This is a genomic window from Pseudomonas sp. GZJR-8, from assembly GCF_002916705.1.
Taxonomy (GTDB): Bacteria; Pseudomonadota; Gammaproteobacteria; order Pseudomonadales; family Pseudomonadaceae; genus Aquipseudomonas; species Aquipseudomonas synxantha_A.
Window position 1 is genome coordinate 23,669 of the sequence record NZ_JXSI01000008.1, and the last position, 26,442, is coordinate 50,110.

Below are 26,442 nucleotides of genomic sequence, written 5' to 3' on the forward strand. Positions count from 1 at the left end.
ACCTTTCCAAGGCACGCCAAAGTGGTGCAGGCGCGACGCTAAAAAGGCGCGGCAGTATAACCCGGCACGGTGGCCGATACACCCGACTATGGTCAAACTGTCGCAGGCATGATTCCCTGTGCGCGCTCCTTATGCTTGAGACCTTGATATGCCTGAACTGTACGTCGGCGAACGCCACTGGCCGGTCACCACCGGCAGCAACCTGCTGGATGCCTTGAATCAGGCAGGTGTGGCCGTGCCCTACAGTTGCCGGGCCGGCAGTTGCCATGCGTGCCTGGTGCGTTGCCAGGGCGAAGTCGACGACCAGCAGCCTGACGCGCTGAGCTCGGCGCAACGCCAGGACGGGTGGCGCCTGGCGTGTCAGTGCCGGATCAGCGCTGATCTGAGGGTCGAGGCGTTTGATCCGTTGCGTGATGGCCTGCCTGCGCGGGTGGAGGGTGCCGATTGGCTGAGTCCGACGGTGCTGCGCCTGCGCCTTCAACCCGAGCGTGGCCTGCGGTACCGCGCCGGGCAGCATCTGGTGTTGTGGGCAGGGCAGGTGGCACGCCCCTATTCCCTGGCGAGCGTGCCCCAGCAGGACCCGTACCTGGAGTTTCATATCGATTGCCGTCAACCCGGGGAATTCAGCGATGCTGCTCGCCACTTCAAAGTCGGTGAGCCGTTACGCTTGGGCGAGTTGCGCGGCGGGGCGTTGCACTACGACCCTGACTGGCAAGCCCGGCCCTTGTGGCTGCTGGCCTCCGGCACTGGGCTGGGTCCGTTGTGGGGGGTATTGCGCGAAGCGCTGCGCCAGGATCACCAGGGTGCCATCCGCGTCATTCACCTGGCCCATGATGCCCAGGCTCACTACCTGGCCGAACCCCTGGCGGCGCTGACCGCGCAGCATCAGAACCTTGTGGTGGAGTTATGGACTGCAGATGAGTTGGCCCAGGCATTGGGGCAACTGCGGCTTGCTTCGCGACAAACCCTGGCCTTGGTCTGCGGGCATCCTGCCAGCGTCGAAGCCTTTTCCAAGCGCTTGTTTCTGGCGGGGCTGCCGCGTAATCAACTGTTGGCCGATGTGTTCCTGCCCCGTGGTTGAGTGCTGACTGTCGAGTACAGGCTTTGCGGGTGTACGCGATTAACTGTGAGAGGGGGCTTGCTCCCGATGAGGCCCGACGGTTTAACACCTGAGCCGGTATTTGAAATGCAAAAAGCCCCGCCATTCTCATGGCGGGGCTTTTAATTTTTCAGCCTGTCACTCAGACCTGTGGGTCGCCCACATGCAGGATCTTCATGCCATTGGTGCCACCGGTGGTGTGGTAGCTGTCGCCCTTGGTCAGGATGACCCAGTCGCCTTTCTCCACGACGCCGCGCTTGACCAATTCGTCGATAGCCTTCTGGCTGACTTCGTTCGGTGCCAGCGACGCCGGGTCGAACGGGATGGTGTATACGCCACGGAACATGGCTGCGCGGGCCTGGGCTTCGCGGTGCGGGGTGAACGCGTAGATTGGCACCGAGGAGCGAATGCGCGACATGATCAACGGCGTGTAGCCACTTTCGGTCAAGGCGATGATCGCTTTAACGCCCGGGAAGTGGTTGGCGGTGTACATGGCTGCCAGGGCGATGCTCTGGTCGCAGCTTTCGAAGACCTTGCCAATGCGGTGGCTGGAGGTCTTGCTGGTCGGGTGCTTTTCCGCGCCGACGCAGATGCGTGCCATGGCCTGGACGGCTTCCAGCGGGTACGGGCCGGCGGCACTTTCAGCCGAGAGCATCACGGCGTCGGTGTAGTCGAGCACGGCGTTGGCCACGTCGGACACTTCGGCGCGGGTCGGCATCGGGTTCTGGATCATCGACTCCATCATCTGGGTCGCGACGATCACCGCCTTGTTGTGGCGGCGTGCGTGCAGGATGATCTTCTTCTGGATACCGATCAGCTCGGCGTCACCGATTTCCACACCCAGGTCGCCACGGGCAACCATCACGGCGTCGGATGCCTTGATCAGACCGTCGAGGGTTTCGTCGTCGGCCACGGCTTCGGCACGTTCGATCTTCGCTACCAGCCAGGCGGTACCGCCGGCTTCGTCGCGCAGTTTACGGGCGTATTCCATGTCGGCGGCGTCGCGAGGGAAGGACACCGCGAGGTAGTCGACTTCCATTTCGGCGGCGAGCTTGATGTCGGCCTTGTCTTTTTCAGTCAGGGCCGGCGCTGTCAGGCCGCCACCGCGGCGGTTGATGCCTTTATGGTCGGACAGCGGGCCGCCGATGATCACGGTGCAGTGCAGCTCGGTCGGGGTCGCAGTGTCGACGCGCATCACCACGCGACCGTCGTCCAGCAGCAGTTCGTCACCGACGCCGCAATCCTTGACCAGGTCGGGGTAGTCGATACCGACAACGTCCTGGGTGCCTTCGGTCAGCGGGTGGCTGGTGGAGAAGGTGAACTTGTCACCGATCTTCAGCTCGATCCGCTTGTTGGCGAATTTGGCGATACGGATTTTCGGGCCTTGCAGGTCACCCAGCAATGCGACGAAGCGGCCATGCTTGGCGGCAAGGTCACGCACCAGCTTGGCGCGAGCCTTGTGCTCGTCCGGGGTGCCGTGGGAGAAGTTCAGACGGGCGACGTCCAAACCAGCCAGAATCAGCTGTTCGAGGACTTCCGGCGAGTTGCTGGCCGGGCCAAGGGTGGCGACGATTTTGGTACGACGGACGGACATGCACAGACTCCTGAGTTCAAGCGCTGGGGAAGGCTACTATGCTCTTTCGTTGTAGTCATTGTTCGTTTGCACTACTTATCGACGATTGCCTTTGTTTTTGCTGCAGTTGGATGGGCAAACAGCCTTGAAGATTTTCGCCCGGGGGTCGATACACTGCACAAGACAGGAGAACCCCCATGCGAATTTTGCTTGTTGCTGCCCTGGCCGTCAGTGTTGTCGGCTGTACCCGCTGGTCGATGGACCACCACTTGAACAACGCCTACCGTGCCTATGGGGTGGGCGACTGCGCACGTGTCACCCTGGAGTTGTCCCAGGTCGATCGCGAAAGCCGTACCCGTCGCTATGTGCAACCGGAGGTTTCGATGTTGCGCGGGCAGTGCCTGGAGCGGCAGAAACTGTTTGTCGATGCCGCACAAACCTATCAGTTCATCATCAGCCAATACCCGTCGAGCGAGTATGCCTACCGCGCTCGCGCCCGGCTCGATACCTTGCAGCAGCTGGGGCATTACCAGGGCGGTGGCGTCGCAAAACCACGGCCAGCGTCGTTGTAATGAAATTTGTCATTTCATGGCTGGCCCGTTGCCAGTCTTGGGCTATTCTTTGAAGGTCTGTTTGTATAAGTTTTCATTCGAATGGATGCAAGGCCCGGATTTGGCAGCTGTCTGGTGACGAGCGGTACCTGTTGTCAAACCGGGATCCAGGGAGAGCGAGCGGTTGCTCGCTCCGAATCACTGGCACAGTCAGACTCTTGGCTATTGGATGGCGACTTTCATCATGTTTACTGCGCGACGGATCGAACGGCATCAATTGCCTTACTTTTTGCAGGTGTTCAACCGTATCACCGACAAACCAATCGGTTTTTTGGGCAATGTGTCTGAAAACGGGCTGATGTTGATCAGCCAATTACCCATGATGATCAATGTGGATTTTGAGCTGTGCCTGAAAGTACCAACGGCACAAGGCGAATTTCAGACGATTGATCTCACAGCGACCTGTTTATGGAGTCATGAGGATGTCAATCCTCAGCACTATGACTCCGGGTTCCGGGTGCAGAATGCATCCGAAGAGTACAGGCAATTGATTGATGCCCTGTTGCAGTACTTCAGCTTTGATCCTCAACAGGCCTCCGTCTGAACACAGCAGTTAGAAAACCCCGGCTTTTTTCCATCCCAGGTAGCGCGTCACCAGCGTGGCGCCCATTTCTGAAGGCAACGTGTCCAATATTGAAAGCCCATGAGCGCTCAAGCGATCATGGAGTTGGTTTCGGCTGTTGAGGTAATCGACGGTGCCACTGTAGGCCAGCGCTTCGGGCAATGTTTGCACAGGGGCCTGGCGCAGTTGATCGAGGATTTCCTCTCGCAGGCTGGCTACCAGTACGCGGTGTTGCCTACCGATTCGTTTGACGGCGCTCATCAGCGCTTCATCATCCTCGTCCCGCAGGTTGGTAATGATGATCACCAGTGCCCGGCGTTTTTGGCGTGCCAGCAATTGATGGGCGGCAGCCTCATAGTCGGCGGTGTTTCGGGTGGCCTCCAGATCGTAGACAGCATTGAGCAAAGTGTTCAACTGGCCACTGCCCTTGACCGGCTTCAGGTAGCGCGGTTGGTCGCTGGCAAAGGTGCACAACCCCACGGCGTCGCCCTGTCTCAGGGCGACGTAGCTCAAGAGCAGGCAGGCGTTGAGGGCGTGGTCGAAATGAGATAGCTCGGCATCCTGGCTGCGCATGCGCTGGCCGCAATCGAGCATGAATACGATTTGCTGGTCGCGCTCGTCCTGGTATTCCCGGGCGATCGGTGTGCGTTGACGGGCGGTGGCTTTCCAGTCGATCTGGCGCAGGCTGTCGCCTTCACGAAACTCGCGCAGTTGATGAAATTCCAGGCCTAATCCCCGGCGTTGATGTTGGCGCACGCCCAGCTGGCTCAGCCAGTTATCCACACCCAGCAACTGCGCGCCATACAAGCGGGCGAAATCCGGGTAGACCCGGGTGGCGTCGTGGGTCTTGACGCATCGCCGTGCCGACCACAGCCCCAATGGGCTGGGCAGCCAAAGTTCGCAGCGACTGAAACTGAAATGTCCGCGTCGCAAGGGACGAACGCGATAGCCCAACTCGCCGCGCTCGCCGGGGCGCAATTCAATGGATTGAGGCAGGTTATCCACACTCAGGCCATCGGGCACGTGATCGAATACCTGCACGGTCAGTGGCTGAGGAAAGTCGTGCTCCAGGCACAGGCGCACTTCTTCCCAGCGCCCCAGCGCCAGGCTGCCGGGCAGTTTCCTGTGGACGCGCGCCGTGGGGCGACGGTGCAAGCGTACGGCATCCAGCAGCGCCAGCAGCAGCAAAGCCAGCAGCAGGCCCCAGGCCACTGAATGCAAGGTTTCAGGTACCTTGAGCTGCAACGCGACGGAAGCGCCCAACAAGGTGTTCAGGCCAAGCAGCACACCCAGCCAGATCAGGAGCAGACGGGTCGGTTTCATGGGCGTGTCATTGCCTTGGCGCCGCTACTTGATCCAGCAACTGCTTGAGCACCTGATCCACCTCCAGGCCGTCGATGTCCAGTTCCGGCGCGATGCGTACCCTATGCCGCAGCACTGCCAGGGCACAGCCCTTGATGTCATCGGGTGTCACGAATTCTGCACCACGCAACAGCGCCCGAGCCCGGCCGCCGCGTACCAGGGCGATAGAGGCCCTGGGCCCGGCACCGATGGTCAGTCCTGGCCAACTGCGTGTGGCGCGCGCCAGGCGCACAGCGTAATCGAGCACCTGTTCATCCAGGGGCACGTCACTGGCGATCTGCTGCATCAGCACCACATCCTCGGCCTGCAGCACAGTGCGCAACGGCTGCACATCCAGCATGTCTGCCCTGGATGAGCGCGTCACTTCGCGGACCATGTCCAGTTCTTGTTGGGCGTCGGGGTAGTCCATGCGGACCTTGAGCATGAACCGGTCCAACTCGGCCTCGGGCAACGGGTAGGTGCCTTCCTGCTCGATGGGGTTCTGGGTCGCCAGCACCATGAAGGGCTCGCCGATGGGCAATGCCTCGCCCTCAAGGGTGACTTGGCGTTCCTGCATGGCTTCGAGCAACGCTGCCTGGGTCTTGGCCGGGGCGCGATTGATTTCGTCGGCCAGCAACAGGTGGGTAAACAATGGCCCCTTGCGCAGTTTGAACTGTTCGGTCTGCAGGTCGTACACGGCGTGGCCGGTGACATCGCTGGGCATCAGGTCCGGGGTGAACTGGATACGGGCGAAATCACCGCCAAAGCATCGGGACAGGGCACGTACCAGCAAGGTCTTGCCGAGCCCGGGTACGCCTTCGAGCAGTACATGGCCGCCTGCGATCAAGGCGGTGAGCACATCGTCAATCACCTGATCCTGGCCAATCACTGCCTTGCGCAATTCCACACGCAGGGCCTGGGCTTGCTGGCTGGCACGTTGCAGGTTCTCGGCGGTCAGGGCGGTGGCCATTGGAGAGTCGCTCATAAGGCATTCCTGAGGGTTTGCAGGCACGCAACCTGTCGGCTGAAGTCGGCGCTGGAGAGCCGTTTCTGCGTCAGTGGTTCGAGCGCCTGGCTGATGATGTGAGGGGGTTGTCGCGTCAGGTGTTCCAGCACCTGCCACTGCTCTGCTGTATCGAGATGCTCAAAGCCTGGATGGCGTCGCCGGGCGGCGCGCAGGATGTCGTGCTGCAAGGCTTGCAGCAAGGTGCCCTGGCCGCTGCGGCGCAGCAGGAAATCGGCGCTGGCCTTCAAATGTTCCTGGAGCTGCCGACGTGCCTTGGGCGTCGGTGCCTGGATCGGGCCCTGGCGCATGGCGGCCTGCCATAGCGCCAGGGCAAGCAGTGCCGCAAGGGCGACGAGGGCCTGTGGGAAATATCGAATCAACAGGGTAAACAGATCGTCCGTTTCACTGTTGAACAGCAAGGTGACGTCAGTCTCCTGGGTCAGGTACCACAGTAACCAGGCGTTATCGTGTTGGCCGATGCTTGGGGTTTTCCACAGGTCGCTATCGGTAATCACAGTGACGCGGCCGTGCCCCAGGTTGAGTTGCATCAGGTGGCTTGAATGGGCGCTGTTGGCGGAAAACTGCGCCAGGTGTTTGGGGTCGATGAGGTTGAAGTCGGTGTCAAAACTGAAATACGCCGAGGCGGTTTCGTTGTCGACATAAAGCCTGGTCAAGTCTGCCGCAGGCTTTTTACGGGCAGGCGCCGGTTCGTCGAAGGTTTCGCTCAAAGCCTGGTGGATATCAAGGCGATCAAGCAGCAGGTCGCCGCTCTTGCTGGTCTCCTCGTCCCACAATGCCTCGGCGACCAGCAGCAAGTGCCCGCCGGCGTTTGTCCAACCCAGCAGTTGCTCGACCTGGCGCGGGGTCATGTTGCTGCGTTCCCCCAGCAGCAACAGGCTATGACCTTTGGCGGGTAGGTCCGCGAGCCGTTCAAGGCCGTTGGCGCGTTCCACCACCAGGCCTTGCTGGTGCAGGAAATGCTCGGCGGCCAGATAAGGATTGGCGAGTGCATCCGGCGATGGGCCGCGATCCACCATTTCGTCATAGGGGATTGCCTTGTGCCAGGCGTACAAGCCACCCATGCCCAGCAGGCACACCAGCAGCAGCGCCACCCACGATAATGGCCGGTTCATTGGCTGGCTCCGTCATTGAACAGAGCGCGCCAATCGCTGCACAGCTTTTGTTGGGTCGAGGAGGGCGGCAGGCGATGACCATAGGCGAGGTTTTGCCAGTGACGCGTCAGTTCGTCACTGAACGCCAGCAACTGCGGTTGTTGCAAGTGTCGAACGCGCTCCAGCACCTGGCCTTCGGTGTCGGCGCTTTTGAGCGGCAGGTCGAATTCATGCAGCAGCCGGCTGAGCAGGCCGCGATACAGCAGGCCAAGGGCTTGCCTTGGCTGAGTGGGCCATAGTTGTTCGGCGGCGCTGGCGATGTCTTGCGGCAATGTATCGAGCCCCAGCTCAAGCCCGAACAACTGAGCGGGGGTAGGTGTGGCGGTTGCAGGGCGGGCGCGCCGGCTGCGGCTGACAAAGGTGCGTAGCCACTCACGGTAACGCCACACCACCAGGGCCAGCCCACCAATCACCAGGCTCCACAATAGTATTTCCAGGGTTTTGGCGAGGGGTTTGAAGGTGTCGCTGTTGAGGTTGTCGAGTAAGGCCTGGAGCCAACCGGGTAATTTACCGTCGCCACGGGCTGTGCTTTTAACCGGTGTTTTTTCTTCACCAAACCGATAACGGGTGACGGTTTCCGGATTCTTGAAGGGCGGCTTGTCCAGCAGTGCCTTGATGGACTGACTGGCAGCCTGGGTATTGAGTGGCTTATGGCCCGTTGATTCATCGGCCATGGCGGGTGGGCTGAACGGTATGAGCGTCAGCCCGACGACCAGCAACAACAGCGACGCAGCACTGCTCAGGCGCTGACGCAAACGGCGCAATACCAACTCCAGGTCCCAGGCTTCCAGAGCCGTACGCCGATTGAGGTACAGGCTGAAACCACAGGCAACGTAGATGGGTTCCCAGAACACCAGGATCAGCGCGTAAAAGGCATTGCCCAGGTGCTCCAGCCACAGCACGTTCGGGCTGGTTGCCAGTGCCAGGCGTTGCCAGTCCCAATCCATTTCCAGCTGCTGCGGGATGAATAAATAGAACAGCGCCATGGCGCCGAACCACAGGCCGATTTCCAGGTGTACGCCGATAATGGTCAGCCAGCGGGCGGCACCAGCGTTACGTTGCAGCAATATCCCCAGGCGCTGTTGCCGCGCCTGACCCTCGAGGCCTTCAAGTTGACCTACCGGCAACGTAAAGCTGCGGCTCATGCTCAGGCGTCGCCAGGTCAGGCTGGCGAACAGTTGGCCCTTGAGCAGTTGCGGCCACTGGCGAACGGCCTGTTTGAGACGGGGGGGCTCGCCAAACAGGGCTTTGGAAAGAATGTACAGCGGCAAGCGGTCAAAGGCCGGCTTGAGCCACCAGAACAGAAACATGGCCAGCGACGGGTAATTCCACAGCAGCACGGTCAGCGAGATAAACACCGGCAGGCTCACCATTGCCCAACTGCCCATCAGCAGCAAACGATGTTCCCTGGCCATCAGTACGCCCAGGTCCATGGCTTCCCAGGAAGTACGCGGGCGAATCACCACGCTGGCGTCAGTCAGGCGCATGGCGAGTCCGTCCGGCGAAGATCAGATAAACGGCCACCAGCAGCCAGAGCGCGGTGCCTACCAGGTATTTGAGCCAGGGCTCGATGTGGGTGGTGGAGGACCAATAGGCTTCGATGAACGCCGCGATCAGCAGAAACACCATGACGCCGCAGAGTATCCGCACACTTTTGTGGGCTGCCAGGCGCAAGGCCTCGCTGCGTGCCAGCCGCCCGGGAGCGATCAGTGACCAACCCAATTGCAAACCCGCGGCACCGGCCAGCGCAATGGCGCTCAATTCGAATGCGCCATGACCGATGACGAATGACCAGAAGGTTTGACCATAGCCAATGTCGGTCAGGTGCCCTGAGACCGCGCCGATGACCAAGCCGTTGAAAATCAGGAAGAACACGCTGCCCAGGCCAAACAACAGGCCGGCGGCAAACGTCTGGAAGGCGATGCCGATGTTGTGCATCACGTAATAGCCAAACATCATCCAGTCCTCGCTGGCTGCACGCTCGGCAGCGCGCCCCAGACGACTGGCGGCGGGGTCGTACATGCCCTGCATCTCGGCCACCTGTTGGGCGCTGACGATGCTGTAGATCAGGTCGGGGAACAGGTAGACCAGCAGTGCAATGCCCACCAGGCTGCCGAAGAACAGCAGACCGGCGATCAGTACGAAGCGCCACTGTTCACGTACCAGGCATGGGAAATCGGCGAGCAGGAACGCCAGTATCTTGGCCGCCAGTTGGCTGCGATGGCGATACAACTGTTGATGGCCGCGCAGCGCCAGTTGCTGCAGCCGGTCTACCAGGTAGCTGCTGTAGCCACGCTGTTGGGCCAGGGCCAGGTGTTGGCACAGGCGTCGATACTGGTGAGGGAAGTCAGCCACTCCGCCAGCCTTGGCTTTGCCTTGCTCCAACTGCTCAAGTTGCTGCGCGTAGGTTTGCCATTGCTGCTGGTGGCGGCTTTCAAAAAGACTCTGCTTCATGTCGGCCCCAATAAGCCACGGGCCACACCGTTGAGTTGCTCCACGGCGCGCGCCGGAGGTACTTGCAGGGGCGTGGCGAGGATCGCCGCCAGTTCATGCACGCGTTCGGCAGACAGCTCCGCCTGGCGCTCGGCAAAACCGAGGATGGCCCGCTGTTCGCTCAACTCCAGTGCAAAGGGCAGGCGCAGCGCGGCGGCTTGAGGGATACGCGGGCGCACCAGCGGTAGTTCGCGGTAGACCACCAGTGTACCGGCGGCCAGATCGCCCAGACGCTTGAAGTGCGGGTGTTGCAGGCAGCTGATCGCACCGAGGAAATAACCAAAAGGCAGCATGTCGACAAAGCGCAGCAGGTTGCGGATCAGCGACGCCGACCAGCCAATCGGGGTGCCGTCATCCTGCACCACCCGCAGGCCCATGACCTGCTTGCCCGGCGAGCAGCCCTGGTTGAGCACTTCAAACAGCACCATGTACCACCAGCTCACCAGGAACAGCAGCAGCGACCCCAGCCCGATGCCAATATTGCCCAGCAGCGCCAGGGGCACCAGCAGGATGCCCATGATGATGCCACGCACACCCAGGTCGAATGCAAAAGCCAATGCCCGGGATGGCAGGCCGGCAGGGCGCAAGGGCAGGTCGATCCCCTCCGGGGTCTCGATTTGGTAATGGGTATCCAAAGGAGCTGGCGGCATTGCGATCCCTGGCAGTGCAAAGTGGTTAGGAGACACGGATGCTAGCAGTGTCGACGCTGGAAGCAACCACTCAAGGTTTTGCTGGATATTTATACAGTAAAGGTATCGCTGGCCCCAGGCACCTTGCAGCGCCTAGACTTTGTCGGTCTTCAGCACAGGAATAGCCCGTGACCTCGATTTTCTGGTACGACTATGAAACCACCGGTATCAACCCGCGCAACGATCGCCCGCTCCAGGTAGCCGGTATTCGCACCGATCTCGAACTCAACGAGGTCGGTGCGCCGATCAATCTTTATTGTCAGCCCGGCGACGATATTCTGCCCCATCCGGCTGCGTGCGCGATCACCGGTATCACGCCAGGCGTCCTGGCACAGAAGGGCCTTGCCGAAGCCGACTTCATGACCCGGGTGCACGCCGAGTTGGCCGCGCCAGGCACCTGCGGCGCCGGTTACAACACGCTGCGGTTTGACGATGAAATGACGCGCTACAGCCTGTACCGCAATTTTTTCGACCCTTACGCGCGCGAGTGGCAGGGCGGTAACAGCCGTTGGGATTTGATCGACGTGATGCGCACTGCCTATGCGCTGCGGCCGGAGGGCATTATCTGGCCTGAGCAGGACGGGCGCGTGACGCTCAAGCTGGAGCGGCTGACCCACGCCAATGGTATCGACCATGGTCAGGCACACGATGCGTTATCTGATGTGCGTGCAACCATCGCCCTGGCGCGATTGGTTCGGCAAAAGCAGCCCAGGCTGTACGAGTGGTTATTTCAACTGCGCAGCAAGCAGCGAGTTATGGATGAGGTGCGGTTGTTGCAACCAATGGTGCATATCTCCGGGCGTTTTTCCGCCGAGCGCCATTACCTGGGCGTGGTCTTGCCCCTGGCCTGGCACCCGCGCAACCGCAATGCGTTGATCGTCTGCGACCTTGGGCTCGACCCACAGGGGTTGCTGGACCTGGATGCACAGACCTTGCGCGAGCGCCTCTATACACGCCGTGATGAGTTGGCGGACGGTGAACTGCCAGTGCCCCTCAAGTTGTTGCATATCAACCGCTGCCCGGTGGTAGCACCGTTGAAGGTGTTGCGTGCGCAAGACCGCGAGCGTCTGCAATTGGATATGAGCACCTATCAGGCGCGGGCGCTGCGGCTAACTGACGCACAGGAAGTTTGGCGCGACAAGTTGGCGGCCATTTACGCCGAGGAAGACTTTGCCTCGAATGCAGACCCGGAGCAGCAGCTCTACGATGGTTTTATTGGCGATCGGGATCGCCGGTTATGTGAACAAGTTCGCATGGCAGAGCCCGCCCAATTAGCACATCAATCGTGGCCGTTCGATGATCATCGTTTGCCGGAATTATTATTTCGCTATCGCGCACGTAACTTCCCTGAAACCTTGAATACAGAGGAGCAACAACGCTGGAGACTTTTCTGTCGGCAACGTTTGTCAGATCCGCAGTGGGGAGCACCGAATACCCTGATGGCATTTAAGCAGGCGCGCGAGGAGTTGGCGCTTAGTGCCACCTCATTTCAGTGCCAGGTGCTGGATCAATGGCAGGACTATGCCGATTCTTTAGCAGCCCGCCTGAGCCTGTAGGCCGGTAATTGCTGAGTATTCAGACAATAAAAAACGCCAGCAAGCTGGCGTTTTTAATGTGTAGCGTATCGGGTGAACGTCCGACCAGGCTTAGCCCAGCAGAGTCGCCCAACCTTCAACTACGTCGCCGCCCCACTTGGCTTTCCACTCTTTCAGAGTTTTGTGGTTGCCACCTTTGGTTTCAATCACTTCGCCGTTGTGCGGGTTTTTGTATTGCTTGACTTTGCGAGCACGCTTGGTGCCGGTAGTTTTTACAGCGCCGCGCGGCGCTTTAACTTTCGACTCTGGATCCAGCAGCGCGATGATGTCACGCAGGGATTTGGAGTATTCACCCATCAGGGTGCGCAGTTTGCCTTCGAATTCCAGCTCGGTTTGCAGCTTGTCGTCTTGGGACAGGTTCTTCAAACGGGCTTGCAGCTCTTTGATTGCTTCTTCGGTGGCGCGGTATTCGTTGATCAGGGACATGTGGACTACCTTATGTAGAACGCTGATTGACAGGGTGAGTGGCCTAATAATAGTCAGGCAATTTCACCAAGTAAACATTTAAGAAGATATTTATGTGAAGCAGATTGAATGTTTGTGGCAAAGCGATGCAAAAGTGTTAATTGGCAGCCGTTACGCCGAAAGATAAATACCTTAATTTTTCGCTAACTGTCTGGGCGTACCGTTGTACGGTCATATAGCGATGGTAAAGCCTTACGCTATTAAGGGCTGTTGCCACCAGGCGGCTGCAGAATAAGGCGCAAGGAATACTGCAGTTTTTCTGCGCAATCGCTAGAATAGCGGCCTTTGCGAAGTTCTGGAGTTTCCCCCTAATGCGCACTTTTCGGCTGGTGATTGCTTGCCCGGACCGGGTTGGCATCGTTGCCAAGGTCAGTAACTTTCTGGCTTCCCACAATGGTTGGATCACCGAGGCGAGCCATCACTCGGACGATCTCAGCGGTTGGTTTTTCATGCGTCACGAAATTCGTGCCGATACGCTGCCCTTTGGCCTGGAAGCTTTCCGCGAGGCGTTTGCGCCCATCGCTGAAGAGTTTTCGATGACCTGGCACATCACCGACACGGAACAGAAAAAACGCGTGGTGCTGATGGCCAGCCGCGAATCCCACTGCCTGGCAGATCTACTGCACCGCTGGCACAGCGACGAGCTGGACTGCGAGATCGCCTGCGTGATCTCCAACCATGACGACCTGCGCAGCATGGTCGAGTGGCATGGCATCCCGTATTACCACGTACCGGTCAACCCGCAGGACAAGGAGCCGGCATTCGCCGAGGTGTCGCGCCTGGTCAAGCAGCACGAAGCGGATGTGGTGGTGCTGGCGCGCTATATGCAGATCCTGCCACCTGAACTGTGCCGCGAATACGCCGGCAAGGTGATCAATATCCATCACAGTTTCTTGCCATCGTTTGTTGGGGCCAAGCCGTATCACCAGGCTTCCCTGCGCGGCGTGAAATTGATTGGCGCGACGTGCCACTACGTCACCGAAGAGCTGGACGCCGGCCCGATCATCGAACAGGACGTGGTGCGTGTCAGCCACAGTGACAGCATCGAAGACATGGTGCGGTTTGGCCGGGACGTCGAGAAGATGGTGCTGGCCCGTGGCCTGCGTTACCACCTGGAAGATCGGGTATTGGTACACGGCAACAAGACCGTGGTGTTCTGATCGTTCGGGTTTGGTTGAATAAGCAGGGGCCTGGGAGTAAAACTCCTCAGGCCCTTTTTTATTCCTGCTATCAAGGAGGCCTCTATGACCGATCCACTCGATAAAGCCACCTCCAGGGCGCCCGCTACGGTGGGCGAGGGTTGTCTGAGTCGCTACGACCCGCAGGCACTGGGCGCCGAGGATGGTACTGAGTTTCCCGATGCGGCCCGTTTGTGGGAACAGCTGCAGGCGCAGGACGAGCCGCCTGTCGACCCTGTAAAAGACGCTTGAACAGCGGTTTGCCGACCATCAGCACAAAGACCGGGGCGCCGGCCAGCAGATAGAAGTAATAGGTGACCGCCCGCCAGATCAGGATTGCCGCTGCCGCAGTGGACTTGCCGACCATGGGGGCCAGTAAGGCCGCTGATGTCAGCTCTGCCGCTCCCGCCCCGCCCGGCAACAGACTGAACTGCCCCGCCGTCAGGGACAGCATCTGGATCAGGAAGCTCAAGGCCCACTGCACATCCCCGCCCAAACCGCGCAGCGCCAGGTACAACACGCTGTAGCGCAACAACCAATGCAGGCTGGTCAGCGCGAACACTCCGAGCAACAAGGGCCAGGGTAATTTCAGTGTGGCAGTGAACGCCGCGAGAAAACGCAGCAACCTGCGAGCCCAGCGCCGACGGGTGGGGGCCCTTACCCTAATGGCCTTGAGCATCGCGCCGGCCAGGCGAATCAGCCGACGATGAAAACGCACCACCGCCAGGCCACTGATGATCCCGCCGATCATCGATATGACACTGAGCCCCAGCAACCATTCCAGGCGCGGGTTGAGGCTATGGAACAGCGCATACAAAACGATTCCCGCCAAGGCGCACAGAAAAAACAGCAAATCGCTCAACTGGTCCATGGCGAATACCGCGCTCGCACGGGCAGGGCGTATGCCATTGCGCGCCAACAACGCCATCAGGGTCAGCGGTCCGCCGCTGCCGCCGGGCGTGGCGCACATGGCGAACTCGGTCGATATCACTGCCCCCAGGCTTTTGAGTCGTCCCAGTTGGCTGCCTTGCTCGCCCAGCAACAGGCGCAGACGCAGGCTGTTGATCAGCCAGCAGCCGATAATCATGGCAAACATCCCCACTAGTTGGGGCAAGGGAAACTGCCGCAGGCGCGCAACCGTTTCGCCGCCGCCCAGCCATACGGGTATCAACAGCGCGACCAAGAGGGCCAACAGCAGCCAGATCAGTCGGCTCATGACAGCGTCTTCAGCCAGGCGGCCTTGGTGTGGGGGCGACGACCCGCGTTGAGCAGGCGTTGCAGGGTTTGCAGCCAATAACGACGGGAAAACTCGTGGCGCATGTCCACCGGGTGCAATCCCAATCGGATCAGCGGGGCCTCGCGCCAGCGCTGTTCGCGCCGGTCGCTGAGCACTTTGGACAGCCCGCGGCGCCAGGCGCTGCGGGCGCTCCAGACCAGACCCGGGGCATCGATAGGAGTGAAGTCAGGCAGGCGATAAAGATGCTGCGGGTCGCTGGTGTAGCAAAGCGGTAACTGGCGCAACGCCTGGCGGGTGCCTTCGCTCATCAACCAGGCCGGGGCGACAAAGCCGTGCAACGGCCAGTCATTGCGCTGGAATATTTCGATGCCGGCAGTAAGACGCCGTAACGCCTCGGCCTCGGACAACTGGTAAAACTCGCCTTCATGGGTGTAGATGCGCCGCATGAACCACTCTTTCAGCGAACGCGGCGCAGGTTGGTCGTCGCAGTGGTAATAGCCGTGCAAGGCCAATTCGTCGCCCTTGGCGATGCGGCTGTCGAGCAGCTGGCGAAAATCGCGGTGGGCTGCCAGGGCATCATGGTGATGGAAATCCGGCACCACCAGCCAGGTGATGGGCACGTTGCCCAAGGCATCGACGGCCTCGACAAAGGGCCGGTAGTCGGCCCAGGTGCTCGGTGCCACGTCGTGCAGCACCAGCATCAGCGCAGGTTCAGCCATGGGCGAGCATCGGCTTGTGACTGCCCAGCACCGAGTGGTAATGCCCCAGCAGGCTGTCGACCACCGTGTCCCACGCGTAATGCTGCTCGACATGGCGCCGAGCCTGGGCGCCCAAACGCCGGCTGTCGGTGCTGAACAGTTCGCGCACCGAATCGGCCATCGCCTTGGGGTCGTTGGGGGCACACAGCAGGCCACAGCGCTCATCGACAATCTCGGTAAAGGCCCCGGCCGCGACGGCGACGACCGGGATGCCACTGGCCATGGCTTCCAGAATCACCAGGCCGAAGGTTTCCTGGTCGCCGCCATGCAACAAGGCGTCGGCGCTGGCCATCAGCCGGGCGACATGGTGAGCGGGGCGGAAACCATCTATCACAGTGACATTGTCCGGCACGCTGGCTGTCATACCGGAGCCCACCAGCAACAAGTGGTAGCCCTCGCCCAGGCGCTTCATGCAGTTGAGCAGTACCGGCAGGTTCTTCTCCTTGGAACCGCGTCCGGCGAAGATCAACAGCCGCGTATCCTCGCCAATCCCCAGTTCGGCGCGCAGGCCGGGGTCGCGCACATCCGGGGTGAAGGTGTGCAGGTCAACCCCCAGGGGTTGGACGAAGACGTTTTTTACCCCGAGTCCACTCAGTTTGTCGGCCATTACCTGGCTGGGGGCGAGCACCCGGTCAAAATTCCCATAGAGTTTGCTGACATAGGCTTCAACGTTGGGAGTAAACCAGGGACCCATGCGGTTGCTCACCAGCAGCGGCAGGTCGGAGTGGTAGAAGCCGATGACCGGCACATCCAACTGACGCCGGGCATCCAGCGCGGCCCAGGCAGTCAGGTATGGATCGCCGACTTCGATCAGATCGGGCTGTAAATCGTGCAGGACATTTCGCCAGGGCGCCAGGCGAAGGGGGAAGCGGTAACCCTTGCCAAAGGGCAGGGCAGGGGCCGGTACTTTGAAGACCCCGTCCTGTTCGCTCAAGTGCGCGCCGGGGATCAACAGGCTATGGCGAATCCCGGGCTTGAGCGCCAGACGTCGATGCTTGGCATCGAGGTAAGTGCGTACGCCACCGCTTGCCGGGGCGTAGAACATGGTTATGTCAGCGATATGCACGATGAACATCCCTCCGATCCATTGCTCTCCCTAGATGGACCTGAGGTAAGGATAGATGTTCGGTTTAGATTCGCAGGATGAAGGTGGCGGGAGCGGACAAATGCACTGTGTAGGAGCGAGCTTGCTCGCTCCTACAGGTGGATTAAGGTGGGGGACCTCAGATCCGGAAGCTACCCACCAATTGCTTCAGGCGCGAGGCCTGTTGTTCCAGGTCCGAGCAGGCGCGCAGCGTCGATTGCAGGTTTTCCACCCCTTCCTGATTGAGGGTGTTGATCTCGGTGATGTCCATGTTGATCGACTCCACTACCGAGGTCTGTTCTTCAGTGGCGGTGGCGACCGACTGGTTCATGCCGTCGATCTCGCCAATGCGCTGGGTCACGCTGTTCAAGCGCTCACCGGCCAGGTTGGCGATTTCAACGCTGTCCAGGCTGTGACGCTGGCTTTCACTCATGGTACTGACCGAATCGCGCGCGCCCACTTGTAGCTCCTCGATCATCGTTTGCACCTGTTGCGCCGATTCCTGAGTGCGATGGGCCAGGTTGCGCACTTCATCGGCCACCACCGCAAAGCCACGCCCGGCTTCCCCGGCGCGCGCCGCTTCGATGGCGGCGTTGAGCGCCAGCAGGTTGGTTTGCTGGGAAATGCTGGTGATCACTTCCAAGATCTGGCCGATATTCACCGTTTTGTTGTTAAGTGCTTCGATATTGCTGCTGGAGGCGCTGATCATGCTCGATAACTGCGTCATTGCCTTGATATTGCGCTCAACCACTTGCTGGCCGTCTTCAGCCAAATGCCGGGCGTCGCTGGCCTGATTGGAGGCTTGCGCAGCGTTGCGCGCGATCTCTTGGGCGGCGGCACCCAGTTGGTTGATGGCGGCGGCGACGCTGTTGGTGCGGTTGGCCTGTTCGTCGGAGTTGACCATCGACGAATTGGAGGCGCTGACCACGCGCAGCGCCACTTCATTGACCTGCTCGGTGGCTGACGAGACTTCGCGAATCGAGGTGTGGATGCGCTCCACGAAGCGGTTGAAGGCCGTACCCAGGGTGCCGAACTCATCGTTGTTCTGGATGATCAGGCGCCGGGTCAGGTCGCCCTCGCCGTCGGCGATGTCCTGCATGGCCCGGGTCATCAGGTGCAACGGCTGTAGCAGCACGCGGATCAACATGCCCAGCAAGGCGATGATGATCACCACCGCGATGATCGTGGCGATCACGGCTGATGTGCGGAACTCACTGAGCATGGCGAACGACTTGGCTTTATCCACCGACACACCCAGGTACCAGTTCACCGATGGCAGGCCCTTGATCGGGGTGAAGGTCACGATGTTGGTTTTGCCGTTGGCTTGTACTTCGCTGAAGTCGCTGCTGATCTTCGGCGTGTCCTTTGGATACACGTCAGCCAGGGTCTTCATCACCAGGGTTTTGTCCGGGTGCACCAGCACCTTGCCGTCGGCACTGACCAGGAAGGCATAACCCATGCCGCCGAAATCCAGCGCGCCAATGTTATCCACCAGGGTTTGCAGGCTCAGGTCGCCGCCTACCACACCGATACTTTGGCCGCCCTTGGCGCTGGGGGTGGCCACGGAGATGATCAGTTGCCCGGTGGCCGCGTCTATATAAGGTTCGGTCAGGGTTGAGCCATTGCTGGCCTGGGCGCCCTTGTACCAGGGGCGAACACGCGGGTCGAAGCCGTCGGGCATCTTGGTGTCAGGGCGAATGGTGAAGGTGCCCTGGCTGTCACCCACGTAGGTCGCCATGAACGAAGACGTCAGCGCTTTCTGTTCCAGCAGGCTGGCAACCACGGACGGTTCAGGGTTGATGGCAATGTTTTGCGCAGCGTTTTCCACCAGGGCGATACGCCCGGTGAGCCAGGTCTGGATATTGCTGGCGGTAACGTCGCCCATTTCGTGCAGGTAGTTATTGAGATCGTCACGAATCGCATTGCGCTGCAGGTAGTCGTTGTAAAGGGTAAACAACGCAAAGGCGGCGATGACGATAAGGGAGGCTGCAAGCAGGATCTTGTGGCTGAAGCGCAGATTTTTATTCATGGCTTGTAGGGTCCGCTAAGGTCTTAATATCCGAGGCGCGTCCTATAGGGGAGGCGCAAAATGGCAGCGTTAAAAAAGGTGTGGTATTTCTGGTGATAGCTCCGTTGGTCCATATCGGAATTATCTGACCATTTTTTAGTCTTTGTCGGGCTTACATCCGTCTATATCGACCTCGCGGCACTAAAGATTAACCATAGGTGACGAAATGCCTGACTCCACACAACTGCTTATCGGTGCCGGCCTTGACGGCCAGCCCATCGCCCAGTCCATGCGCCTGGCCAACCGTCACGGGTTGATCGCCGGCGCCACCGGCACCGGCAAGACCGTCACCTTGCAGCGCCTGGCCGAAGCCTTCAGTGATGCGGGCGTGGCGGTGTTCGCCGCTGACATCAAGGGCGACCTCTGTGGCCTGGGCGCCGCCGCCAACCCTCAGGGCAAAGTGGCCGAGCGCATTGCCGGTATGCCGTTCCTGGATTACACGGCCCAGGCGTATCCGGTCACCCTGTGGGATATCCACGGGCAGTCCGGCCATCCGCTGCGCACCACCATCAGCGAAATGGGCCCGTTGTTGCTCGGCAGCTTGTTGGAGCTGACTGACAGCCAGCAATCGGCGCTCTATGCGACCTTCAAGGTGGCCGACCGCGAAGGTCTGTTGCTGCTGGATCTCAAGGATCTCAAGGCACTGCTCAATCACCTGCGCTATCACCCGGAGCTGCTGGGTGAAGACGCGGCGTTGATGACCACCGGTTCCAGCCAGGCGCTGTTGCGACGCCTGGCTGTGCTGGAGCAGCAGGGCGCCGAAGCCTTGTTTGGCGAGCCGGCCCTGCAACTTGAAGATATTCTGCAACCGGCCAGCGATGGCCGCGGGCGCATTCATCTGCTCGATGCCAGCCGGCTGGTGCATGAAGCGCCGAAGGTCTACGCGACCTTCCTGTTGTGGCTGCTGGCAGAGTTGTTTGAGCAGTTGCCGGAGCGTGGCGATGCCGACAAACCGCTGCTGGCGCTGTTTTTCGACGAGGCGCATTTGCTGTTCGCGGATACGCCAAAAGCCTTGCAGGAACGTCTGGAGCAAGTCGTACGCTTGATCCGCTCCAAAGGCGTCGGCGTGTACTTTGTCACCCAATCGCCGGGCGACTTGCCGGATACGGTGCTGGCGCAACTGGGTTTGCGCATTCAGCATGGTTTGCGTGCGTTCACCGCCAAAGAGCAGAAATCCCTGCGGGCGGTGGCCGACGGTTTCCGGCCCAACCCGACCTTCGATACCTTGTCGGTGCTCACAGAGTTGGGGACGGGTGAGGCGTTGGTGGGAACCTTGCAGGAAAAGGGCACCCCGGAAGTCGTCCAGCGCGTACTGGTTGCTCCCCCGCAATCGCGGATCGGGCCGCTCAGCGCAGCAGAGCGTGCGGCATTGGTCGCCAGTTCGCCGCTGTTGGGCCGCTATGACAAACCGGTTGACCGGGAGTCGGCCTATGAAGTGCTGATGGCTCGCAAGGAACTTGGGCCCACCGAGGAAACCGCACCGACCGCCGAAGAACCGAGCTTTACCGACAAGGCCGGTGCATTCCTGGGGACTACTGCCGGCAAGGCGCTGAAGTCAGCCATGCAGCAGGCGGCCAATCAAATGGGGCGCCAGTTGGTACGTGGCCTGTTGGGCTCGTTGCTGGGCGGCAGCAAACGCAAGTAGTGTTCAGGCTTTGGGCCGGGCATGAGCGGCCAGCCGTTCCAGGGCTGCGCGCAAGCCTGGGTCGCTGATCCCTTCGGCGGTTGCCTGGAGGGTTTCGGCCGCATTTTCCGACAGGTCCATTGTATGCCCCACTGCGCCTTGCGGCACGGTGGGCGGCTGTACCTTGAACTGAATGCGCGTCAAACCGGCGAACTCGTCAAAGACCATCAACTGGCGCTGCAAGCGTTTTTGCTGATAGCGCAAGCGTGTGGCCCAATGGCCATCAGTGACAATTAATAGCAGATTGCCTTCTCGCCAGGACGCCACATGACAATGCTCACGTGCGGCCGGTTGCAACTGGCTTTCAAGCAGGCGCTGCAAACGGCCCAAGCGTTGCGCATGGCCAAAGATGGCTTTCAACGGCTTGGCTTCGCGAAGCAACACGCCGGGAGCGCGGGCTGTAAGAGGGCGAAATGCCATGTTTAGACACCTTAGGTAACAGAGCGGTTATCTTACCAGAAAGCGCCGGTATGCCCCGCAGCCATGCCTTGGCTGGGCTTTACCCATGAAATCAATAAGTAACTTCTGCGCTCTATGGGTTGAAGTTCGCGCAAAAGCCCTTATTTTAAACAAGCCCTCTCATAGCGCCGCGCCTGCATCGGGAAACAACGTTACTTTCCTCACCCACGATTCCGGGTAGAATGCGCGTTCGCAATGCGGCCGTGAGGGCTGCTCGGGCCACTCACGGTGCGCCCTCCATCCCTATGTGTGGAAGAACCTGCCGATATGTTTGCGCCTTTGTTAAAGAAACTTTTTGGAAGCAAGAATGAGCGCGAAGTCAAACGCATGCTCAAGACGGTGCAGCTGGTCAATGCCTTCGAGGAGCAGATGGTTGCTCTGTCGGACGAGCAATTGCGCGCCAAGACCCAAGAGTTCAAGGCCCGCATAGCCAAAGGTGAAACCCTCGACAAGCTGCTGCCCGAAGCCTTCGCGGTCGCCCGCGAAGCCGGTAAGCGCGTTATGGGCATGCGCCACTTCGACGTCCAGTTGATCGGCGGCATGACCTTGCATGAAGGCATGATTGCCGAAATGCGTACCGGTGAAGGCAAGACCCTGGTGGCAACCCTGGGCGTTTACCTCAACGCACTGTCCGGTAAGGGCGTGCACGTTGTGACGGTGAACGACTACCTGGCCCGCCGGGACGCCAACTGGATGCGCCCGCTGTATGAATTCCTCGGCCTGACCGTCGGCGTGGTAACGCCGTTCCAGCCGCCGGAAGAGAAGCGCGCTGCCTACGCCGCCGATATCACCTACGGCACCAACAACGAATTCGGTTTCGACTACCTGCGCGACAACATGGCGTTCAGCATGGAAGAAAAATTCCAGCGTGAACTCAACTTTGCCGTGATCGACGAAGTCGACTCCATCCTCATCGACGAAGCCCGTACGCCGCTGATCATCTCCGGTCAGGCCGAAGACAGCTCGCGCCTGTACACCGAGATCAACAAGTTGATCCCGCGCCTGGAGCAGCACATCGAGGAAGTCGAAGGCGTGGTGACCAAAGAAGGTCACTTCACCATCGACGAGAAGACCCGCCAGGTCGAACTCAACGAAGCCGGTCACCAGTTCGTCGAAGAGATGCTGACCCAGATCGGCGAACTGGCCGAGGGTGAAAGCCTGTACTCGGCGCACAATCTGGGCCTGTTGACCCACGTGTATGCCGGCCTGCGCGCCCACAAGCTGTTCCATCGCAACGTCGAATACATCGTGCAGGACGGCCAGGTCGTGCTGGTTGACGAACACACCGGTCGTACCATGCCCGGTCGCCGTCTGTCCGAAGGCCTGCACCAGGCCATCGAAGCGAAGGAACACCTCAACATCCAGGCCGAAAGCCAGACGTTGGCGTCCACCACCTTCCAGAACTACTTCCGTCTGTACAACAAACTGTCCGGCATGACCGGTACGGCCGACACCGAAGCGTTCGAATTCCACCAGATCTACAACCTGGCCGTGATGGTCATTCCGCCGAACAAACCGTTGGCGCGTAAAGACTACAACGACCTGGTGTTCCTGACTGCCGAAGAGAAATACGCGGCGATCATCAACGATATCAAGGACGGCATGGCCAAGGGCCGCCCGATCCTGGTGGGTACCGCCACTATCGAAACTTCCGAGCACGTGTCCAACCTGCTTAACAAGGAAGGCATCGAGCACAAGGTACTCAACGCCAAGTTCCACGAAAAGGAAGCCGAGATCATTGCCCAGGCCGGTCGCCCTGGCGCGCTGACCATCGCTACCAACATGGCCGGTCGTGGTACCGACATCCTGTTGGGCGGCAACTGGGAAGTGGAAGTGGCCTCGCTCGACAACCCGACCCCTGAGCAGATCGCCCAGATCAAGGCTGACTGGCAGAAGCGCCACCAGGCCGTGCTGGAATCCGGTGGCTTGCAGGTGATCGCCTCCGAGCGTCACGAATCGCGCCGTATCGACAATCAGCTGCGTGGCCGTGCCGGCCGTCAGGGGGACGCCGGTTCCAGCCGTTTCTACCTGTCGCTGGAAGACAGCCTGATGCGCATCTTCGCCTCTGATCGGGTGAAGAACTTCATGAAGGCCCTGGGCATGCAGTCCGGTGAAGCGATCGAGCACCGCATGGTGACCAACGCCATCGAGAAAGCCCAGCGCAAGGTCGAAGGCCGCAACTTCGACATTCGCAAGCAACTGCTCGAGTTCGATGACGTCAACAACGAACAGCGTAAAGTGATCTATCACATGCGTAACACGTTGCTGGCCGCCGACAATATTGGCGAGACCATCGCTGACTTCCGTCAGGACGTGCTCAACGCCACCGTCAGCGCCCATATCCCGCCACAGTCCCTGCCTGAACAGTGGGATGTTGCCGGCCTGGAAGCCGCGTTGAAGAGCGACTTCGGTGTCGACTTGCCGGTTCAGCAATGGCTGGACGAAGACGACCACCTGTACGAAGAAACCCTGCGCGAAAAACTGATGGCCGAACTGCTGGCCGCGTACAACGAGAAAGAAGAGCAGGCGAGTGCCGAAGCACTGCGCACCTTCGAGAAGCAAATCGTGCTGCGCGTGCTGGACGACCTGTGGAAAGACCACCTGTCGACCATGGACCACCTGCGTCACGGCATCCACCTGCGCGGTTACGCCCAGAAGAACCCGAAGCAGGAGTACAAGCGCGAGTCGTTCACGCTGTTCTCCGAGCTGCTGGATTCGATCAAGCGCGATTCGATTCGCGTGCTGTCCCACGTTCAGGTGCGTCGCGAAGACCCGATCGAGGAAGAGGCACGCCTGCGTCAGGAAGCCGAGGCGCTGGCTGCGCGGATGCAGTTCCAGCATGACGAGGCTCCGGGCCTGGAAGCGCCTGAAGCGTTGGGTGAAGAGGTCGACGTGGCCCTGGCTCAAAGCCCGGTTCGCAATGATCAGAAACTGGGCCGCAACGAGCTGTGCTTCTGCGGTTCGGGCAAGAAATACAAACACTGCCACGGCCAGATCGAATAAGATTTTCGCCTGACGCTGCAACACCCCCGCGCCGCGACCGGCACCAGCCGTCGCGGCGTTTTGCCATTAATTCCCACCGTCGATAGCGACGGCACAGACATCATCTATTTCAAGGAGCGCATACATGGCTGTTGGTCTTGGTCCTTTGCCCACATTGCACCCGGTCGCCGGTTTTGAACTCGGTATCGCTTCGGCCGGCATCAAGCGCCCGGGGCGCAAGGATGTGGTAGTGATGCGCTGTGCCGAAGGCTCGACCGTGGCAGGTGTATTCACCCTCAACGCTTTTTGCGCCGCGCCAGTGATCCTGGCCAAGCAGCGGGTGGCCGGGTCGATTCGCTACCTGCTGACCAATACCGGCAACGCCAACGCCGGCACCGGCGAGCCTGGCCTCGTGGCGGCTGCGCGCACCTGCGCCAAGCTGGCGCAACTGGCCGGCGTGGACGCCAGCCAAGTGCTGCCGTACTCCACCGGCGTGATCGGTGAGCCGCTGCCAGTGGAAAAAATCGAAGGCGCCCTTCAGGCTGCGCTGGATGACCTGTCTGTGGATAACTGGGCGGCTGCGGCCACCGGCATCATGACCACGGACACCTTGCCAAAAGGCGCGAGCCGCCAGTTCGTGCATGACGGCGTGACCGTCACCGTGACCGGTATCAGCAAGGGCGCAGGCATGATCCGTCCGAATATGGCCACCATGCTCGGTTATATCGCCACCGACGCCAAAGTCTCCCGCGATGTGCTGCAGCGCCTGATGCTCGATGGCGCCAACAAGTCGTTCAACCGCATCACCATCGACGGCGACACTTCCACCAACGACTGCTGCATGCTGATCGCCACTGGCCAGGCCAACTTGCCGGAAATCACGTCCACCGAAGGCCCGCTGTTTGCGGCGTTGAAACAGGCCGTGTTTGAAGTGTGCATGGAGGTGGCCCAGGCCATCGTGCGCGACGGCGAGGGCGCGACCAAGTTCGTTACGGTTGAAGTCAATGGCGGCGGCAACCATCAGGAATGCCTGGATGTGGGTTACACCGTTGCTCACTCGCCGCTGATCAAGACCGCACTGTTTGCATCGGACCCTAACTGGGGGCGTATCCTGGCCGCCGTTGGCCGTGCCGGCGTGCCGGACCTGGACGTGAGCAAGATCGACGTGTTCCTGGGCGACGTATGCATCGCCAGCCGCGGTGCCCGTGCCGAAACCTACACCGAAGCCCAGGGCTCGGCGGTGATGCAGCAGGAAGAAATCACCATCCGCATCGAACTGGGCCGCGGCGAGTGCAGCGAAACCATCTGGACTACCGACCTGTCCCACGAATACGTGAAGATCAACGCGGAATACCGTACCTGATACCAAGAGGAAACTGGTGGTGAAACGAGTGCATGTAGCAGCAGCGGTGATCCGCGGTGTCGACGGCAGGATCCTGTTGGCGCGCCGTGCCGATACCCAGCATCAAGGCGGCCTCTGGGAATTTCCCGGCGGCAAGGTGGAGGCCGATGAGTCGGTCTCCACGGCCTTGTCCCGTGAATTGCAGGAAGAACTGGGTATCCAGGTCACCACGGCGCGGCCGCTGATCAAGGTGCAGCACGACTACCCGGACAAGCAGGTATTGCTGGATGTCTGGGAAGTCTCGGCTTTTACCGGCGAGCCTCATGGGGCCGAAGGGCAGCCGTTGGAATGGGTGTCGCCGCGGGACTTGCTCAACTATGAGTTCCCGGCGGCGAATGCGCCGATTGTTGCTGCTGCGCGCCTGCCCGCCGAGTACCTGATCACCCCCGGTGAGCTGGAAACCCCGATGTTGTTGCGCGGTATCCAGAAGGCCATCGCTGGTGGCATCAAGCTGGTTCAACTGCGTGCGCCCAACGGTTATGACCCCAAATACCGCGATCTGGCGGTGGATGCGGTTGGCTTGTGTGCCGGCAAGGCACAACTGATGCTTAAAGGGCCGTTCGAATGGCTGGGGGATTTCCCTGCCGCCGGCTGGCACATGACCTCGGCGCAACTGCGTAAGTATGCGAGCAAAGGCCGACCGCTGCCGAAGGATCGCTGGTTGGCGGCTTCTTGCCACAACGCCGAAGAGCTGGCACTGGCAGAGATGATGGACGTGGACTTTGTCACGCTGTCGCCGGTACAGCCGACCCAGACGCATCCGGATGCGCAGCCTTTAGGTTGGGAGCAGGCGGCGCAGTTGATCGCCGGGTTCAGTAAGCCGGTGTTTCTGCTGGGCGGGGTTGGGCCTGCGCAGCGGGAGCAGGCCTGGGAAGCCGGGGCGCAAGGCGTGGCTGGGATTCGGGCGTTCTGGCCGCAGGTTTGATGTTGCGCTGACGGGCCCTATCGGGAGCAAGCCCCCTCCCACACTTGAATGTATTCACA

General features: G+C 60.4%; 22 protein-coding genes and 1 pseudogene. 9 read left to right on the forward strand and 14 right to left on the reverse strand.

The window, feature by feature from the left end; genetic code table 11:
• Positions 1–148 precede the first annotated feature (148 nt).
• Positions 149–1,081: an iron-sulfur-binding ferredoxin reductase gene (locus TK42_RS16730; RefSeq protein ID WP_078822206.1), complete on the forward strand. Its 933-nt coding sequence runs from the start codon at positions 149–151 to the stop codon at positions 1,079–1,081.
• Between the two features lie 160 nt (positions 1,082–1,241).
• Here the strand turns inward: TK42_RS16730 and pyk are convergent, their stop codons facing one another.
• Positions 1,242–2,693, reverse strand: coding sequence for a pyruvate kinase (gene pyk / locus TK42_RS16735; protein ID WP_005790976.1), 1,452 nt, complete (start codon positions 2,691–2,693; stop codon positions 1,242–1,244).
• 176 nt (positions 2,694–2,869) lie between these two features.
• Here pyk and TK42_RS16740 point away from each other — a divergent pair, with 176 nt between their 5' ends.
• On the forward strand, positions 2,870–3,244 hold the full coding sequence (locus TK42_RS16740) for a tol-pal system YbgF family protein (protein WP_103734699.1): 375 nt from the start codon (positions 2,870–2,872) through the stop codon (positions 3,242–3,244).
• 223 nt (positions 3,245–3,467) lie between these two features.
• Positions 3,468–3,827, forward strand: coding sequence for a PilZ domain-containing protein (locus TK42_RS16745; RefSeq protein WP_032881230.1), 360 nt, complete (start codon positions 3,468–3,470; stop codon positions 3,825–3,827).
• Positions 3,828–3,836: 9 nt separating this feature from the next.
• On the opposite strand, the gene TK42_RS16750 is transcribed toward TK42_RS16745, so the two are convergent.
• The 6 genes from TK42_RS16750 to TK42_RS16775 are packed head-to-tail and all read right to left on the reverse strand — an operon-like array spanning position 3,837 to position 10,507.
• The gene (locus TK42_RS16750; protein WP_103734700.1) at positions 3,837–5,168 is read right to left on the reverse strand and encodes a DUF58 domain-containing protein; all 1,332 of its coding nucleotides are present in this window, start codon (positions 5,166–5,168) and stop codon (positions 3,837–3,839) included.
• A 7-nt stretch (positions 5,169–5,175) separates the two neighbouring features.
• On the reverse strand, positions 5,176–6,171 hold the full coding sequence (locus tag TK42_RS16755; protein ID WP_078822203.1) for a MoxR family ATPase: 996 nt from the start codon (positions 6,169–6,171) through the stop codon (positions 5,176–5,178).
• Positions 6,168–7,325, reverse strand: a complete 1,158-nt coding sequence (locus TK42_RS16760) for a DUF4350 domain-containing protein (protein WP_103734701.1) — start codon at positions 7,323–7,325, stop codon at positions 6,168–6,170. Before TK42_RS16760 ends, TK42_RS16755 begins: the two co-directional genes overlap by 4 nt.
• On the reverse strand, positions 7,322–8,851 hold the full coding sequence (locus TK42_RS16765; protein ID WP_032879680.1) for a DUF4129 domain-containing protein: 1,530 nt from the start codon (positions 8,849–8,851) through the stop codon (positions 7,322–7,324). The genes TK42_RS16760 and TK42_RS16765 overlap by 4 nt, the downstream gene beginning before the upstream one ends.
• Complete coding sequence (locus TK42_RS16770; protein WP_103734702.1) at positions 8,838–9,818, reverse strand: stage II sporulation protein M; 981 nt, start codon at positions 9,816–9,818, stop codon at positions 8,838–8,840. The genes TK42_RS16765 and TK42_RS16770 overlap by 14 nt, the downstream gene beginning before the upstream one ends.
• On the reverse strand, positions 9,815–10,507 hold the full coding sequence (locus TK42_RS16775; RefSeq protein ID WP_032879683.1) for an RDD family protein: 693 nt from the start codon (positions 10,505–10,507) through the stop codon (positions 9,815–9,817). Before TK42_RS16775 ends, TK42_RS16770 begins: the two co-directional genes overlap by 4 nt.
• Positions 10,508–10,674: 167 nt before the next feature.
• Between TK42_RS16775 and sbcB the strand changes: the two genes are divergently transcribed.
• Positions 10,675–12,102 (forward strand): exodeoxyribonuclease I, encoded by a 1,428-nt coding sequence (sbcB, locus tag TK42_RS16780; protein ID WP_103734703.1) that lies wholly within the window; start codon positions 10,675–10,677, stop codon positions 12,100–12,102.
• A gap of 90 nt (positions 12,103–12,192) precedes the next feature.
• On the opposite strand, the gene mvaT is transcribed toward sbcB, so the two are convergent.
• Positions 12,193–12,567, reverse strand: coding sequence for a histone-like nucleoid-structuring protein MvaT (gene mvaT, locus TK42_RS16785; protein ID WP_005790963.1), 375 nt, complete (start codon positions 12,565–12,567; stop codon positions 12,193–12,195).
• 350 nt (positions 12,568–12,917) lie between these two features.
• Here mvaT and purU point away from each other — a divergent pair, with 350 nt between their 5' ends.
• Positions 12,918–13,766, forward strand: coding sequence for a formyltetrahydrofolate deformylase (gene purU / locus TK42_RS16795; RefSeq protein ID WP_005790961.1), 849 nt, complete (start codon positions 12,918–12,920; stop codon positions 13,764–13,766).
• Between the two features lie 124 nt (positions 13,767–13,890).
• On the opposite strand, the gene TK42_RS16800 is transcribed toward purU, so the two are convergent.
• The 5 genes and pseudogenes from TK42_RS16800 to TK42_RS27380 form a co-directional block, all read right to left on the reverse strand.
• Positions 13,891–15,000, reverse strand: coding sequence for a lysylphosphatidylglycerol synthase transmembrane domain-containing protein (locus TK42_RS16800; RefSeq protein WP_103734705.1), 1,110 nt, complete (start codon positions 14,998–15,000; stop codon positions 13,891–13,893).
• Positions 14,997–15,740 carry a DUF2334 domain-containing protein gene (locus TK42_RS16805; protein ID WP_103734706.1) on the reverse strand — a complete coding sequence of 248 codons (744 nt, stop codon included), beginning with the start codon at positions 15,738–15,740 and terminating at the stop codon, positions 14,997–14,999. Before TK42_RS16805 ends, TK42_RS16800 begins: the two co-directional genes overlap by 4 nt.
• On the reverse strand, positions 15,733–16,854 hold the full coding sequence (locus TK42_RS16810) for a glycosyltransferase family 1 protein (RefSeq protein ID WP_103734707.1): 1,122 nt from the start codon (positions 16,852–16,854) through the stop codon (positions 15,733–15,735). Before TK42_RS16810 ends, TK42_RS16805 begins: the two co-directional genes overlap by 8 nt.
• 148 nt (positions 16,855–17,002) lie before the next feature.
• Positions 17,003–17,767, reverse strand: coding sequence for a methyl-accepting chemotaxis protein (locus tag TK42_RS27375; protein WP_371920269.1), 765 nt, complete (start codon positions 17,765–17,767; stop codon positions 17,003–17,005).
• 93 nt (positions 17,768–17,860) lie between these two features.
• Positions 17,861–18,892 (reverse strand): annotated as a pseudogene (locus tag TK42_RS27380) (cache domain-containing protein); the annotation flags it as partial.
• A gap of 205 nt (positions 18,893–19,097) precedes the next feature.
• Between TK42_RS27380 and TK42_RS16820 the strand changes: the two are divergent.
• Complete coding sequence (locus TK42_RS16820; protein ID WP_103734709.1) at positions 19,098–20,576, forward strand: helicase HerA-like domain-containing protein; 1,479 nt, start codon at positions 19,098–19,100, stop codon at positions 20,574–20,576.
• Positions 20,577–20,579: 3 nt separating this feature from the next.
• Here the strand turns inward: TK42_RS16820 and TK42_RS16825 are convergent, their stop codons facing one another.
• Positions 20,580–21,035 carry a DUF721 domain-containing protein gene (locus TK42_RS16825; protein ID WP_005790949.1) on the reverse strand — a complete coding sequence of 152 codons (456 nt, stop codon included), beginning with the start codon at positions 21,033–21,035 and terminating at the stop codon, positions 20,580–20,582.
• A 306-nt stretch (positions 21,036–21,341) separates the two neighbouring features.
• On the opposite strand from TK42_RS16825, the gene secA reads away from it, so the two are divergent.
• From secA to TK42_RS16840, 3 genes are all read left to right on the forward strand, one after another.
• Positions 21,342–24,077 carry a preprotein translocase subunit SecA gene (secA, locus tag TK42_RS16830; protein ID WP_005790947.1) on the forward strand — a complete coding sequence of 912 codons (2,736 nt, stop codon included), beginning with the start codon at positions 21,342–21,344 and terminating at the stop codon, positions 24,075–24,077.
• 124 nt (positions 24,078–24,201) lie between these two features.
• Complete coding sequence (gene argJ / locus TK42_RS16835) at positions 24,202–25,419, forward strand: bifunctional glutamate N-acetyltransferase/amino-acid acetyltransferase ArgJ (protein ID WP_005790945.1); 1,218 nt, start codon at positions 24,202–24,204, stop codon at positions 25,417–25,419.
• 19 nt (positions 25,420–25,438) lie between these two features.
• Positions 25,439–26,383: a Nudix family hydrolase gene (locus TK42_RS16840; protein WP_103734788.1), complete on the forward strand. Its 945-nt coding sequence runs from the start codon at positions 25,439–25,441 to the stop codon at positions 26,381–26,383.
• Positions 26,384–26,442 lie beyond the last annotated feature (59 nt).